The organism is Rothia sp. P13129 (assembly GCF_048512865.1).
Taxonomy (GTDB): Bacteria; Actinomycetota; Actinomycetes; order Actinomycetales; family Micrococcaceae; genus Rothia.
In genome coordinates, this window is sequence record NZ_JBLXYA010000010.1 from 13,560 (window position 1) to 27,546 (window position 13,987).

The 13,987-nt window shown below is 45.9% G+C and carries 12 protein-coding genes and 1 tRNA gene; 6 read left to right on the forward strand and 7 right to left on the reverse strand.

Annotated features, from left to right (window positions below):
- Positions 1–60 precede the first annotated feature (60 nt).
- Positions 61–1,491, reverse strand: a complete 1,431-nt coding sequence (locus tag ACN081_RS07325) for a S1C family serine protease (protein ID WP_419107393.1) — start codon at positions 1,489–1,491, stop codon at positions 61–63.
- Positions 1,492–1,775: 284 nt separating this feature from the next.
- On the opposite strand from ACN081_RS07325, the gene ACN081_RS07330 reads away from it, so the two are divergent.
- Both ACN081_RS07330 and ACN081_RS07335 read left to right on the forward strand, forming a co-directional pair.
- Positions 1,776–3,725 carry a TPM domain-containing protein gene (locus tag ACN081_RS07330; protein ID WP_419107394.1) on the forward strand — a complete coding sequence of 650 codons (1,950 nt, stop codon included), beginning with the start codon at positions 1,776–1,778 and terminating at the stop codon, positions 3,723–3,725.
- A gap of 132 nt (positions 3,726–3,857) precedes the next feature.
- Positions 3,858–4,574: a PspA/IM30 family protein gene (locus tag ACN081_RS07335; protein WP_419103539.1), complete on the forward strand. Its 717-nt coding sequence runs from the start codon at positions 3,858–3,860 to the stop codon at positions 4,572–4,574.
- Positions 4,575–4,660: 86 nt separating this feature from the next.
- Here ACN081_RS07335 and udk read toward each other — a convergent pair whose 3' ends face one another.
- Genes udk through ACN081_RS07350 form a run of 3 tightly spaced genes read right to left on the reverse strand, consistent with a single transcriptional unit; the run spans position 4,661 to position 7,271 of the window.
- Complete coding sequence (gene udk / locus ACN081_RS07340; protein ID WP_419107427.1) at positions 4,661–5,326, reverse strand: uridine kinase; 666 nt, start codon at positions 5,324–5,326, stop codon at positions 4,661–4,663.
- A gap of 52 nt (positions 5,327–5,378) precedes the next feature.
- On the reverse strand, positions 5,379–6,494 hold the full coding sequence (nagA, locus tag ACN081_RS07345; RefSeq protein WP_419107395.1) for an N-acetylglucosamine-6-phosphate deacetylase: 1,116 nt from the start codon (positions 6,492–6,494) through the stop codon (positions 5,379–5,381).
- Positions 6,495–6,503: 9 nt separating this feature from the next.
- Complete coding sequence (locus tag ACN081_RS07350; RefSeq protein WP_419107396.1) at positions 6,504–7,271, reverse strand: GntR family transcriptional regulator; 768 nt, start codon at positions 7,269–7,271, stop codon at positions 6,504–6,506.
- 72 nt (positions 7,272–7,343) lie between these two features.
- Between ACN081_RS07350 and nagB the strand changes: the two genes are divergently transcribed.
- Positions 7,344–8,138 (forward strand): glucosamine-6-phosphate deaminase, encoded by a 795-nt coding sequence (gene nagB / locus ACN081_RS07355; protein ID WP_419107397.1) that lies wholly within the window; start codon positions 7,344–7,346, stop codon positions 8,136–8,138.
- Positions 8,139–9,162: 1,024 nt separating this feature from the next.
- Positions 9,163–9,285: a hypothetical protein gene (locus ACN081_RS07360; RefSeq protein WP_419107398.1), complete on the forward strand. Its 123-nt coding sequence runs from the start codon at positions 9,163–9,165 to the stop codon at positions 9,283–9,285.
- 107 nt (positions 9,286–9,392) lie between these two features.
- Here the strand turns inward: ACN081_RS07360 and ACN081_RS07365 are convergent, their stop codons facing one another.
- Positions 9,393–9,842, reverse strand: coding sequence for a hypothetical protein (locus ACN081_RS07365; RefSeq protein ID WP_419107399.1), 450 nt, complete (start codon positions 9,840–9,842; stop codon positions 9,393–9,395).
- 105 nt (positions 9,843–9,947) lie between these two features.
- Here ACN081_RS07365 and ACN081_RS07370 point away from each other — a divergent pair, with 105 nt between their 5' ends.
- Together ACN081_RS07370 and ACN081_RS07375 are read left to right on the forward strand one after the other, a co-directional pair.
- A complete protein-coding gene (locus tag ACN081_RS07370; protein WP_419107400.1) occupies positions 9,948–10,193 on the forward strand; it encodes a hypothetical protein in 246 nt (81 codons plus the stop codon).
- Between the two features lie 205 nt (positions 10,194–10,398).
- Positions 10,399–10,743 carry a helix-turn-helix transcriptional regulator gene (locus ACN081_RS07375; protein ID WP_419107428.1) on the forward strand — a complete coding sequence of 115 codons (345 nt, stop codon included), beginning with the start codon at positions 10,399–10,401 and terminating at the stop codon, positions 10,741–10,743.
- Here the strand turns inward: ACN081_RS07375 and ACN081_RS07380 are convergent.
- Positions 10,700–10,776 (reverse strand) — tRNA-Met (locus tag ACN081_RS07380). The two genes, ACN081_RS07375 and ACN081_RS07380, sit on opposite strands and share 44 nt — an antisense overlap.
- A 177-nt stretch (positions 10,777–10,953) precedes the next feature.
- Positions 10,954–13,968, reverse strand: a complete 3,015-nt coding sequence (locus tag ACN081_RS07385; protein WP_419107401.1) for a UPF0182 family protein — start codon at positions 13,966–13,968, stop codon at positions 10,954–10,956.
- Positions 13,969–13,987 lie beyond the last annotated feature (19 nt).

Genomic DNA, 13,987 nt, shown 5'->3' on the forward strand with positions numbered 1-13,987 from the left:
GGGGTAGCAGGTTAGACTGCTACCCCCTCTATTTTTATAGCTTTTGTTGAGGTGTTGGTGTTATTTTTTCTGGGCGTCTGCGGCGTTGCCGAGAGTGATTTCTTTTTCTTCAGATGAGCCGTTACGCAAAATGGTTGCTTTGACGGTTTGTCCGGCTGCTGCTTCTCTGACGCTAGCTGTCAGTTCTGTAGAGTCGGTAATACGATGCCCGTTAAACATGGTGATAACGTCACCTTTTTGCAATCCGGCTTTTGCTGCTGCGCTGTCGGGGACAACTGCCTCGATACGAGCACCGTCGCCGAACATTTCACTTTGGTCGTTATCGGCTGGTGAGGTAGAGACGTTAGCGCCAAGGAATCCGTGAGTTGCTACGCCGTCTTTGATAATTTCTTGGGCAATACGGTGGGCATAGTTGATGGGAATGGAGAATCCAACGCCGATGTTTCCTCCCGAGCTTGCTGAGGATGGGCCTGATTGTGCTGAGGCGATGGCGACGTTGATACCGATTACTTCGCCTTGAGTATTGACGAGTGCACCGCCAGAGTTTCCGGGGTTAATAGCGGCATCTGTTTGGAGGACGTTCAAAGAAATAGTTTTCTTTGGCGCTGATACTCCGTCAATATCTTGTCCGGGGATTTGGAATTGGAAGGGAAGGTTTTGGTTTCCGAGGTTGGGTCGCTGGTGTTCTTCTTGAGGTGTTTCTTCGGGTGCTTCTGAGGATGCTACTTGAATAGTTCGGGATAGGGTTGAAATGATTCCGTCAGTCACGGTGTTTTGTAGCCCTAGCGGTGCACCAATTGCGATGGTTGTTTCTCCGACGTTAAGCTTTTGGGAGTTTCCTAGGGTTGCTGGTGTGAGGGTTAGTCCGCTGGGGTCTATTTTGATGACGGCAAGATCGCTGGTGGGGTCTGTTCCGACGATGGTTGCGCTAACAGTGTGTCCGTTTGAAAGTTGGACTTCAACTGCTGGGTTATTGACTTTTCCATCAAGAGTTACAACGTGTGTGTTGGTGAGGATATGGCCTTCTCCGTCAAGGATGATTCCAGACCCAGAGCCTGTAGCTCCTGGTGCAACAACACCAATGGTCACAACTGACGGCATTGCTTTTTCTGCAGCAGCGGTAATGGCGTTGACGGAGTCTTTGTTATTAACGATGGTTGTTCCGGCATTGGTGGTGGTGATAGTTGATGAGGTGTTTTGTGAGAGAGCAACAACACCTGCTCCGACTCCTCCGCCGATGAGTGAGGCGATGAGTGCAGCGCCGAGGAGTACGCCACCTGCATATTTTTTAGATGCTTTGGGGTGTTCTTCAAAGTAGGGGGTGTTATATGAGGTGTAGTAGGGTGATTCGGTGTGGTATGCGCCAGTGTAGCCGTGTTGGTTTTCGGAAGTGTTATAGGGTTGTTGATTCTGCGAGGTAGGGGCATAAGGGTTTTGCTGGTATCCGGCAGTGTTTGAATTGTGCTGTTGGTTCCAAGGTTCTTGTGACATATTGTTATTCTTCTTTCTTGTTTTAAAGGCCTGTGTCGATATCCTCAGTGTATACCTGTTCAAATATCTACTATTTTTTACGTATCTTTACTATCTATCATTTATCTGGAGTTTTATTGAACTTACTCTGGTTATTTTCTGGGAGGTTCTTGCAAGTTTTCTTGGTGTTATTTTTTCTACGCTCAAGACGAATTGTCTTCCACTGCTCTACCAAAGAAAAAATAACGTTTTAGAATGAGCATAAGATTCTTCATCACCGTCAGATAAGGGGCACAGAGGAAGACATGGCAAAAAATCGCACTTTTCTCAGGACACTTCTCACAAGTTCCGTGGTATTTCTGGCATGTGTTCAGGTACCTGCATTCGCAGAAGAACCCATGAAAATCCCCGCCGGTACTCGAATCATTGATGAAGCTCACCTTGTATCTCAGCATCAGGGGCTCTCCGAAGAGATTGAACAATTCTCTCAAAAAGAGAATATGAATTTTTATCTTGTTTTAGTCAAGAATTTTGAACACCCACACCAAGCTCAAGCATGGGTCAAGGAACTAGCACAGCTCAATAACATGGGAGCTAATGACGTTGTTTTAGCGGTCGCCACCGATTCACGTCAAGCCTATTTCCAAGCAGGTAGTTCACAGGTTCTCTCCGAAGAGCAACTTCAAGATATCTACCAGAATAAGGTATTTCCTTACCTCAAAAAATCTGACTATCAGCAGGCTGCTATTGCAGCAATGACAGCCATCGAACAGGCCAGAGAAGGTTCAGACAGTTCACTAGGAACCTTCGGTATGCTCGGTGGTCTGGCGGTATTAGGAGTCGGCGGTGCCGCATACTATGCTTCTCGAAAGAACTCTCGAAAATTACGCAGAGTCCCAGCCTCCTCACATGAAAGACGTACCCCTTCTACCCCGCTACCGCAATTACGTGCCAACGCCGATTCTCTTCTCTTACAGGCCGATAACTCTATAGCTGAGGCAGAACAAGAACTCGAGTTTGCGCGCATGCAATATGGGGATTCTACGGTTCACAGCTTCGTCGAAAGAATCTCTACCGCAAAAGATAGTCTTCAAAAAGCTTTCCAATTACAACGGCAGCTTGACGACGATATTCCCGACACCGAAGAAGACCAACGTCAGTGGCTTGAAGATATTATTTCTCGTTGCCAAGACATTATTACTCAGCTCCATCAAGAATTACGTAGCATTAGCCAGCTACGACAAATCGCTCGTAACGCTCCAGAACTCATTGCCACGTTGCAGAAGTCTTCTCAAAGTCTTAGCACCCAAGAACCCAAGGCGCTAGCAGTGATAGAGCAGCTACAGAACCATTACACAGCATCTGCTTTAGAGCAGGTAACCGATAACTATCAACAAGCTGTAGAGCGTTTAGAGTTCGGTCGTCGTAGCCTAAAAATTGCTGAGGAGAAAGTCTCCGAGCAACAATACGATCAAGCTTCAGCAGACATCCATGCTACCCAAGAAGCATTCTCTCAAGCACAAAAATTGCTTGAGTCAGTCATGGCATCGCCCGAACAGTTAAGACAAGCGCAGCGCTCTGTCGAAGACGCACTACTTCTAGCAGAACGAGATATTGCCGAAGCACAAAGTTTTGCTCAGCACCAAGACCGTGCACACATGGCGAGCGCAGCGGATGGTCTTCAAAGTGTTGTTCAGCAGATTCGTGCGCATCTTCAGAACCAACAGATTGATCCTTTAGCAATGTTGAGTCGTTTAGAGAATGCACGTACTCATCTTGATGATTCTCTCAAAGAGATTAGAGAATTTCAGGAGCAGACGCAACGTGCCCGTGAGAGTCTCAAACATACTCTCTTCTCTGCCCAGACGCAGGTTCATAGTGCTTCTGAATTTGTACGAGCACGTCGCGGTGGTGTCAAAACGCCGGCGCGCACTGCCTTACAAGAGGCACAACGTTATCTTCAGCAGGCTCAACAGTTACAGCATCAAGACCCTGTTAGCGCACTAGAACATGCGCAGCAGGCAATTCGTTTAGCAACAGAGGCAAAAGACCGTTCCTCGCAGGATGTTCAAGGTTTCGGGCAGCAACAGCATGGGGATTATCCTTCTGCAATGTTGGGAGGAATCCTCTTAGGAACATTGCTCAACGGTGGAGGTTCTTCTTCTGGTAATACGAGTTTTGGTGGAGGTTTTGATAATGGTTTTGATGGTGGCTTTGGTGGTTTCGATGGACCTGGTACTGGCGGAAATTTCTAAAGTTAATTTTTGATAAACCCTATGATTTTTAGGTGTTTTCTCGGTATCTTATGAAGAAACACTGACACAATATAGTTATTGTCTCCTTGTGGAGGCTCGATAATACTAGGAAACTTTTGAGGAAGTGACCCAATGGTAAAACAATCTATTTTTAGCCGTATCGCACAGTTAGCAAAAGCAAATATTAATGCTTTGCTAGATGCTGCAGAAGATCCCCAAAAAATGCTTGATCAGATGGTGCGTGACTATTCCGCTAATATCACCGAAGCAGAACAAGCAGTAGCGCAGACCATTGGTAATCTTCGCCTCCTTGAAGAAGACTATGCTTCTGATGAGCGTGAAGCGCAAGAATGGGGAGATAAGGCGCTCTCTGCTTCACGTACAGCAGACCAGTTCCGTGCTTCTGGGGATACTGCTAATGCAGATAAGTTCGATAATCTTGCAAAAGTCGCTCTTGGCCGTCAGATGAGCCTTGAGCAAGAGATGGCCGTTGCTAAACCGCAGATTGAGTCTCAGACTCAAGCGGTAGCACAGCTCAAAGACGGTCTAGCAAAGATGCAAGAGAAGCTACGTGAGCTTTCTGCGAAGCGTGATGAGCTTGTTGCTCGTCAAAAGAATGCGGCAGCTCAGGCTCAGGTTCATGATTCGCTAAAGTCCTTTGACATTATGAATCCTCAGTCAGAACTTTCACGTTTTGAAGAGAAAGTCCGCCGTGAAGAAGCGCGTGTTCGTGGTGCACAGGAATTGGCAGCTTCTTCTGTTGATGCCCAGTTTAATGAGTTAGAAGAACTCGGCAAACAAAGTGAGTTAGAGGCACGTCTGGCAGCTCTTAAGAACAAGAATTCTTAAATTATCGTATCGTTCAGATAATGTTGGGGTGCGGAGAAAACCGAAAAGTTTTCTTCGCACCCCAGCATTATTCTGTGGAGAACGTTTTATGGTTGGGAAATAGCTAGTTGGTTCTGCACCCGATGAATGAGCATTTCTAAAGCGACGAGGTTGCTGCCGCCTTCTGGGACGATAATGTCAGCTTGTCGTTTTGAAGGCTCCACGTAGAGCTCGTGCATAGGCTTTACTGTGGTGAGATATTGTTGTTCTACCGATTCGATAGTTCTTTGACGTTCAAGAACGTCTCGACGCATACGACGAAGAATACGAACATCTGCATCAGTATCAACAAAAATCTTAATATCGCAACGTGAGCAGATACGTTCTTCAGCGAAAATCAGAATACCTTCAATGATGATAATAGGTCGGGTATTGACAGACATCGTCTGGTCCGAACGATTATGTACCGTGTAATCGTATACTGGAGTTTCGATGTCTTGCCCGTTGAGTAGTTCATCAAGGTGTTCAATAAGAAGATCGTTATCGAAGGCTTCGGGGGCATCATAGTTGAGTTGGCAGCGTTCTTCGTAGCTGAGCTCGTCGTGACGTTTGTAGTAGTTATCGTGGTATATTACGGCGACTTGACCTTCGAAGGAGTCTACGAGAGCGTTCGTCAGCGTAGTTTTTCCTGAGCCGGTTCCTCCGGCAATTCCTATTACAAGCGGTTTCATGAACGTCCCTAGGGTTTCCTCATCTGTGTATTCCTCGTATATTGTTTCATGTTTTTAGTGTGCTCGTGCAAGTTCTTTAACGATATCGAGGCTCTTAGATGAAAGAACGTACGAGATTCAGTTCTTCATCCAATAGCAACAAGCCAGTTTCATCAGATATGCCTAAGGCTTGAGCAGGTATTGTGGTTGCTGAAGAGAGTATTTGTTCTAGAGGAATCCCAAAGGAATACGCGGTACGAGTTGCTCTTCCTAGGGTAAGTGTGCTCCCTGCAATAGCACCATTAGAATCTAACCGTGCTACGGAGTCTTTAACGGTAACGTCAAGGCTACCTAGTTTATAGTTTCCGTCGCAGCAACCAGCCGCTGCCATAGCGTCGGTAATCAGTGCTATACGTTCAGGAGCTTGAGCAAATAGCATTCTGACCATTGGCGCATACACGTGAGTACCGTCAACGATGACTTCGCAGGTTACCCCTGGGGTGTCTAAAGCGGCGGCTATGGGGCCTGGTGCACGATGGTGCAAAGGGCTCATTGCGTTAAAAGTGTGTGTGAGCAGTGTAGCGCCTGCTTCAAAAGCAGCTTTGGCTTGTTCATAGTTAGCGTCCGTATGTCCAACAGCAACGCGAACACCATGTTGCACAAAAGTTTTTGTGGCAGCTAAATCGCGGTCAGTTTCAGGAGCTAAAGTGACTTGTTTAATGTAGCCTTGGCCAGCTTCAATCAGTTGTTCTGCAAGTTCTGGTGTTGGTGCGGTGAGGTAGTCTTCACGGTGCGCACCCTTGTGTAGGGGTGAGAGGAAGGGGCCTTCAAGGTGAATTCCGACAAGTGCTGCATGCTCTTGTGTTGGTTGAGCATATTCTTGGCAGCGTTGGGCTAGTGCGGCAACGGTATCGCACATGTCAGGAACTTGGTTCGTTACCAACGAGGCGATAACACGTAGTGTGCCTTGTTCTCGATGCGTTTTTAATGCGGTATGGCATTCTTCGGGGTCTTCGAAGGCTACTCCCCCGCCACCGTGGCAATGAATATCGGTGTATCCGCGAGTTAGGATGTTTCCGGTACCATCGAGTATTTCGTGTTCTTCTTTTAGCTGAGGTTGTTCTCCTACACCTTGGGAGGTGATTTTTCCGTTTTCAATAATGGCCCATCCTGTGAAAAGTTTTTGGTCTTGTGGGGAGAAAATACGGGTTGAGTGAATCAGTGTTTTCATGGTGTGTCCTTAAGCGTCGTCTCGGATAATTCGCATTTCGTAATCATAGCGGTCTGCGCGGTAGAGCGTTTGTGTTGATTCCACGGCGATACCTCGTTCGGTATATCCGATACGTTCTACCTTGAGCGTAGCAATCCCAAAGGGTTGTTCGAGTGCAAGTGCTTCTTCTGCGTTGAGGTTGGTTGCGCTAATCCTTTGGTGGGCGCTCACAATACGGTAGCCGGTACGTTGTAGTTGTTCATCGAGGGATGCATGAACTTGGGGTTGTTGTCCGGCGAAGGCTTCAACGAGAAAATAGGCTCTTTCATAGGCCATAGGCACTCCGTCGGCGGTTCGGAGACGGATGATTTCGTATACGTCTTCTCCTGCAGAGATGTTGAGGTTACGGGCAACGGTTGCCGATGCTGGCACAATGCTACAGCTTTCGGTGGTTGAAGCAGGCAGGTGTCCTCGAGCTGTCATGTCTTCGGTAAAGGAGGTGAGGTGTGGTTTTTTAGTGATCCTTTGGCATTCTGCGATGTATGTGCCAGAGCCTTGAATGTTGTAGATGAGTCCACGGACGGATAGTGAGTAGAGCGCTCTTCGGATAGTGTCTCGTGAGACGTTAAAAATATTTTGTAGCTCTCGTTCTGTTGGTAGCGTGTCGTGTGGTTTACCTTCGAGAACGTAACGTTCTTCAATAATTCGAGCTAGCGAACGATATTTAGGTTCTGCGGGTAGGGAATTAGCGCCCTGCCGACGGGAATTGGTCTGCTTATTGGTCGTTTTGGTTCGCATATTTTCTAGTTTATACGAGAAAAAGATTTTATTGGTTCATACAAATAATGATTTGTGGTTTATGCTGTACTTATGGAAATCATCATTCTCTCTACAGCACAAGAAGTTGGTACATACAGCGCAGAAATCATGGCAGACGCTGTACGCCACAACCCACAAGCTGTATGGGGTGTCGCTACAGGTTCTTCCCCCATCAAAACCTATGAACACTTAGCAGAGCTGGTGCGCGACGGGCTTGACGTAAGCGCAGTCAAGGCTTTTGCGTTGGACGAATACGTTGAAATTCCCGAAGGGCACCCAGAGTCATACCGCGCTGTCATCAACCGTGAAATTGTTGAAAAAATTGGTCTTCAAGCTCAGAACGTGCACGTTCTTAACGGCCAAGCTCAGGATGTCCAAGTAGAGTGCGCAGCATACGAACAACGCATTAAAGATGCTGGCGGTGTCGATGTTCAACTTCTAGGCATTGGCGCCAACGGGCATATTGGATTCAACGAGCCAGGTTCTTCTCTTGTCTCTCGTACACGCATTAAGACCTTAGCTCCTCGTACCCGAGAAGATAACGCACGTTTCTTCGATGATGATATTAAGCAGGTTCCTATCCACTGTCTCACACAAGGTATTGGCACCATCATGGAATCTCAAAAAATTGTCCTCGTAGCTCAAGGAAAGAGTAAGGCCCGCGCCATCGCACAGATGGTGGAAGGACCTATTGGAACGTACTGTCCTGCTTCGATTCTTCAAATGCACCCTGAGGTCACCATTGTTATTGACGAAGATGCAGCTAGCGAGCTAACGTACACCGAGTATTATCGCTATGCTCAGCAAGAAAAACCTGAGTGGCAGAAACCTCGATACGATCAATAATGTCATCACCTCACCGCACCTATAGTTGAGGGCGTTACCTACTACAGGTAGGTAACGCCCTCTAACTGTATATATTGACCCACGCTTGGGACTGAAAGTAACAATGTATTTGTGTGTTCTGCCTATTTTTATTATTTCATCTGCGCACCATATTTATTCGTGATTCAGTTATTAATTTTTCTCTAGTCACCTAATATTTGCAGGAAAACAGCCTGCCAGAGAAAGCAATTCATAGCGAGAACAAGAGCATAAAAGACGTAACCTCATAAACACTATTTATGCAGTGTCACAACAGAGCACAGTCCAAGTAGTTGCACCCTTACTGCAGCAATTTTTGCCAGCGAAAAAATCTCCCATTATTTATCAAGGCATAGAAGCCAATAAACAGCTTCGCCTAAGTAGTCCTGCCCTTCTTGAGGCAGCTTACACAAATATCCCTTGCTCCCAACGTTTTAGTTAACGGCAGAGGCAAGGCTTGAAAGAGAGAAAGCTCGGCGAAATGGTACCAAGCAGATGTTCCTGAGCCCTTATCGAGGGATAAGAAAAAGTTTTCTAGCCCTAGTTAGAACACTTGGTCACCTATAGATACAGGTAGGTAACCACTGTTTTAAACATGATTTTAAACAATTTAGAACTTGTCTACATTACGCACACAAAAGGCGTTAATCTACATTTTTGCAGATTATGACGTAATCACTATTTTAAATAATTTTTACTCTAAAAATCATTGACACCCCCTTCACTAGCGCATACATTAGTGACTGTTACCATATAAGTAACTTTCGCTAGTGAAAAGCCACCTAATTACCCATCGGAGAAATCATGCCTGATGCAGCATTCACTCACAGGGATACCCTAACCTCAACCACTCTTATTGCATGCACACCATAGGACTACGGTTACGTATATGTACAACTTAGATAAAAAACTAAAAACAAAATCTGGCCGGTCGTTCACATACAACTTCTTTGGCTTCATCTCAGTATTTTGCTTTGGATATTTCCTCTTTACAAAAGATATTGAGTTGAATAACATTTTCGTTCTTTACCAAAACCCACTCATCGGTACTGCTTTGATGCTATTAGCAGTTTTTGGAGAAGTTCGTCTGTTCTTGGATGTCAAGAAGTACGAACCTAAGATGGCCTAAAACAGCAGGTGGCTCTACCTTAGAGTAGAGTCGCCTGTTGCTTAAAGCTATTGACGCTGATGATGTAAAGCCGTCTGTTACTTCCCACAAGGAGGTGATAGATGGCTTTATTTATTCCCAAGCTCGTTTATCTCACTCATGAGAAACTTCTGACCTGTCATCACAACGTCAACAAGAGCGCCCAAAGAAGCCTTTGCAAGCATTTGACTTAGCCCATCGGAAAAATCTTCTAACCCTAAATGCCCACAGCAGATAAGGGGAATTCGAGCATCTGCACCTAAGAATTCAGCAACCGCTAAGCACCTATCAAAGCTCAGCGTCTGATTATTGATCTGGCGGGAGAGATTAGCAGCATCCATCTCAATAAAATCAGCGATCTCTTTTCGAGAATACTCACCGCTGTATTTTTCAATCCACCGAGAAAAAGCATCTTCGCTTACTTTTTCTACTTCTATAGCTGAACACTCTAATTTTCCGGCTTTAACGAGAAGCTGACGGAAGATAGAGAGCATAGAAATCAGCGAACTAGCAGGAATTAGTGGGGGTCTCGACGACATACCAAAACATTCCTAACATTCTATGAAAATTTTGGATATACAAACCTGCCTATTGTTGGCTATAAGAAAGAAAACGTATTGTATGCAGTGTAATACACTGCTCTTATGCGCACACAAGTACCTTCCAAAAAAGTAATAACCTTCCAGGCTGACCCAGACATTCAAGAACGCTTAGCAAGCCTATCCAAAGAAACTAACCGAACCGTTTCCTTCTACATCAATTCCCTACTCGAAGAGCACCTCGGAGAACTTGAGCACGCCTATGGGCTTCGCCAAGACGCGGAGCAAACACGTTCTGGAAAAGCTAAAACATACTCCCTTGATAGCATCAAAGCTGAATTAGGTCTATGAGTTGGAGTGTTGAATTTACAGAGAACTCACGTAAGCACATAAAAAGCTTGACAGGCAAATAACAAAGCAAATCATCAAACGGTTAAACCGAACTTTTCAAGTAAAAATTTGGTTCAGCTTAAATTCTTTCTTCTCTATCGTTGATTAAGAAAGTAAAACTTGCTAATCATGCAACCATGATGAACAATGAAAAAATTACTTAAGTATGCTGGCTGTAGTCGGCAGAGAAATCAAAGTATGGATTACAAGAGCTGGCATAAAGCAGAAAGATCTAGCCCAAACACTAGGCTTAAGCTCAGTTTCAATCTCCGAAAAACTTCGAGGGAAAACACTATTTTCCTTAGAAGATCTAATTGTTACAGCGGGAATGCTAGGAATTACGTTAGGAGAATTACTTGGGGAAAATATCATTAACGCAAAAATCCCCTCCACTGCGATGATTAACAATGAAGGGGAAAAGAAAAGTGCCCCAATCAGATTCATACCAACTGGGGCTACTTATCACGTGGTTGCGGGGACAGGATTTGAACCTGCGACCTCCGGGTTATGAGCCCGGCGAGCTACCGAACTGCTCCACCCCGCGGCGACTTATATAACTATACACACCTTGTCGATTGAACGCAAACCTAAAATGCTTTTTGTGAGAGAGGATACACTCAGGGGTTGGTTGTTAACTCTCGTTCAAGAACAACAACCAACCCCTGAGCAAAACAACGTCACAACCTTATAGAACGATTCAACGCTGTTTTCAAAACGCCTGTTAGCTATCAGTGGGCTTATCAGCAGATTGCTCCACTTCTACCCCATCAGCTTTCAACGCGTCTTTAATTGCTTGGTCAAGCTTCTTCTGAGCTTCACCATATGCAGACCAATCACCTTTCTGTCGTGCAGCATCAGAATCTTTAAGTGCCTGATTTGCACGTTGAAGAGCATCCGCTAAAGTTTTTGACTCGCCGGATGAGCTTCCCTCTGCTGTGTCAGAGTCAACCTTCGAAGGATCAACACCAGCGTCTGCAGCAGTCTGGGCACCAGAAGATCCGTCAAAGAGTTCATTCAACGCTTCATCGAGAGTAGGAGCAAATCCTACCTTCTCGCCGAAACCTACCAACACACGACGCAACGTCGGATACGCCGCATCCCCAGAAGACTCCACATAAACTGGCTGAACATATAAGATACCGTCACCCACAGGTAGAGTCAGCAAGTTGCCGTTAATAACGGATGAAGCACCCTGCCGTAGCAGATTCAGCTCAGTTGATACTTCAGTATCAGAGTTGAACACGTTCTGCGCCTGACCAGGGCCAGGAACAACAGAAGAACGAGGTAACTCCAGAAGAGTGAGTTTGCCGTATTCTTCACTCTTCACACCATCCTTACCAGTTCCGGCATCACCGTTGGCAGCAAGGAACCCATACATCACGTTACGGGTGTTAGAGTCCGACTGCTGAGGGATGAAGCTACTGGTAAGAGAGAAAGAAGCATCCTTTTCACCAGGCATCTGCAAAGACAGATAGTACGGAGGCAATGGACGAGCAGCTTTAACTGTTGGGTCGTTAGGAATAGACCACACATCGTCTTCAGCGTAGAAGCTACCAGCATTCGTCACGTGATATTTATTGAGAATTTCACGCTGAACCTTAAACAGGTCCTGAGGGTAACGCATATGAGCCATGAGGTCTGCACTCATCTCGCTATAAGGTTTGACCGTCTGAGGGAACACTCCCTGCCATGCTTTAAGCACTGGGTCTTGGTCATCCCACGCATATAAGGTAACAGAACCATCGTAGGCATTGACTGTAGCTTTTACGGAGTTACGGATGTAATTCACTTTCTTCTGAGGCAAAGCTGCAGTAGCACCAGATTCTGTCTCAGAGTCAGTGGTGGCTCGTTGCAGCTCTTCTGCCTGAGAATACGGGTACTGGTCGCTTGTCGTATATGCGTCAATAACCCATAGCACCTGATTGTTAACAATCACAGGATAAGGGTTTCCATCCACCGTCAGATACGGTGCAACCTTTTTAACACGTTCAGTTGGTTTACGGTCATAGAGAATCTGAGACTCAGGGCGGATAGCGTCCGAGAGCAAAATATCGGAGGACTGATGTTTAATCGCATAGGACAAACGGTTAAAGAAGTTACCGATATTAGGTCCACCATTACCACTAAAAGTGTATTTAGCGTCTGCGTTTCCAGAATCATCTGAACTTTGTGGGCGGTCTAGTTCCAAAGGCTCATCATTTTGAGAACCGCCAACGATGGAATATTCAGGAGAGCTCATACCAAAGTAGATACGTGGCTCATAAGTATCGCTAATTTCACCTTGAGCTTGGATACCGCCCTGCATAAATTTGGGCTTTCCATCAGCTTCTACTTGGTTACCGTATGCAGCGATTACCCCATACCCGTGGGTATACACCACGTGACGGTTAATCCACGAAGAACCTTCAGTTTGACGAGGATTCAGCTCACGTGCAGCAAGTACAGTGTCTTGCACTTTTCCATCAATCGTATATCGATCGACAGAAAGCGTTGGCTCAAAACGATAGTACGGGCGGAACTGCTGCAACTGAGCAAAAGCACTAGAAACAACGTTAGGATCCAGAAGGCGGATATTAGAAACTGTTGCAGATTCCCCTGTAAGTGCACCAGCATTTGTTGCAGTGGTTGCGTCATAGCTTTCAACTTTGATGTTGTCTAAACCGTATGCAGCCCGTGTTGCATCAATATTGCGCTGGATATAAGGAGTTTCAGATGCTTGTTCGTTAGGGCGCACCTGAAAACGCTGAATAATGGTGGGATATAAGTTGCCTGCAAGTAACGAAGCAATCACCAAAACGGCGGTTCCTACAAGAGGAATACGCCAACGTTGAGTAACAACAGTAATGGCAAAAAGTACCGCAACAAGCAACGTTGCAATCGCGAGGATGCCTTTCACAGGGATAATGGCATTGACGTCAGTGAACATCGCACCCACCCATTTTCCGCTAGTGGTTTGGGTTGAGATATAACGTTCTAACCAGATTTTTGCCCCGCGTAACAGAAGATACAAGCAGGCGATAACGGCAGCTTGAATGCGGAAAGCTTTGGTTGTTTCGATACCTTTATCGAGAACTTTAATACCACCGTAGAAGTAGTGTACGGCTCCTCCAGCAATGGCAGAGAAAATCACGATAGTGCTCAAGAAGTCGACGAGTAATTTCCAAAAAGGAAGAGAAAAGACAAAGAAACCGAGGTCTTTACCAAATTCTGGGTCTTCTTGAGAGAATCCAACCCCGTTAAAGAACAGTGCGATGGTGTCCCATTGTGCACTCATTCCGCTACCAACGATGATAGCTCCAACGAGGGGAACAACAATGAGAATCAGTTTTCGTAGACGCTCAACGGAGTCACGATAACGTCCCATGCTTTGTTCCCACAAATCTTGGATCTCAGCGAAGGGGTCTGGGTTGTTTCCAGAGTTTTCTGTTGTGGGGCGTGGTCTTTGAGGACGCGGCATTTTAGGTGGTTCACCGTGCGAGAAAGCATAAAACATGCTTGCCCACAAGCAAACTCCTGCGATAAGGGCAGCTACACCGAAAATAGCTATCTTATAAACGTTTTCGGTGATGAACACTCCAAGATAACCAAGCTGGTTATACCACAGTACGTCCGTATAGATTTGGGTGCCTGCAACGAATAGGGCAATGAGAACAGCAATAATGGTTGCTGTTATAACAAGTGTGCTATTGCTACGTTGTGCAGGACGGGGTTTTTGAGAGGTAGGTCCGGTACTCACATCTTCCTCGATGATGGTT

Bases quoted from the DNA above. Each gene is read 5' to 3' on its own strand.
- ACN081_RS07375 (WP_419107428.1), top strand. From the start codon at position 10,399: ATGCTGGCTGTAGTCGGCAGAGAAATCAAAGTATGGATTACAAGAGCT.
- ACN081_RS07330 (WP_419107394.1), top strand. From the start codon at position 1,776: ATGGCAAAAAATCGCACTTTTCTCAGGACACTTCTCACAAGTTCCGTG.
- nagA (WP_419107395.1), bottom strand. From the start codon at position 6,494: ATGAAAACACTGATTCACTCAACCCGTATTTTCTCCCCACAAGACCAA.
- ACN081_RS07325 (WP_419107393.1), bottom strand. From the start codon at position 1,491: ATGTCACAAGAACCTTGGAACCAACAGCACAATTCAAACACTGCCGGA.
- ACN081_RS07365 (WP_419107399.1), bottom strand. From the start codon at position 9,842: ATGTCGTCGAGACCCCCACTAATTCCTGCTAGTTCGCTGATTTCTATG.
- ACN081_RS07350 (WP_419107396.1), bottom strand. From the start codon at position 7,271: ATGCGAACCAAAACGACCAATAAGCAGACCAATTCCCGTCGGCAGGGC.
- ACN081_RS07335 (WP_419103539.1), top strand. From the start codon at position 3,858: ATGGTAAAACAATCTATTTTTAGCCGTATCGCACAGTTAGCAAAAGCA.
- ACN081_RS07370 (WP_419107400.1), top strand. From the start codon at position 9,948: ATGCGCACACAAGTACCTTCCAAAAAAGTAATAACCTTCCAGGCTGAC.
- nagB (WP_419107397.1), top strand. From the start codon at position 7,344: ATGGAAATCATCATTCTCTCTACAGCACAAGAAGTTGGTACATACAGC.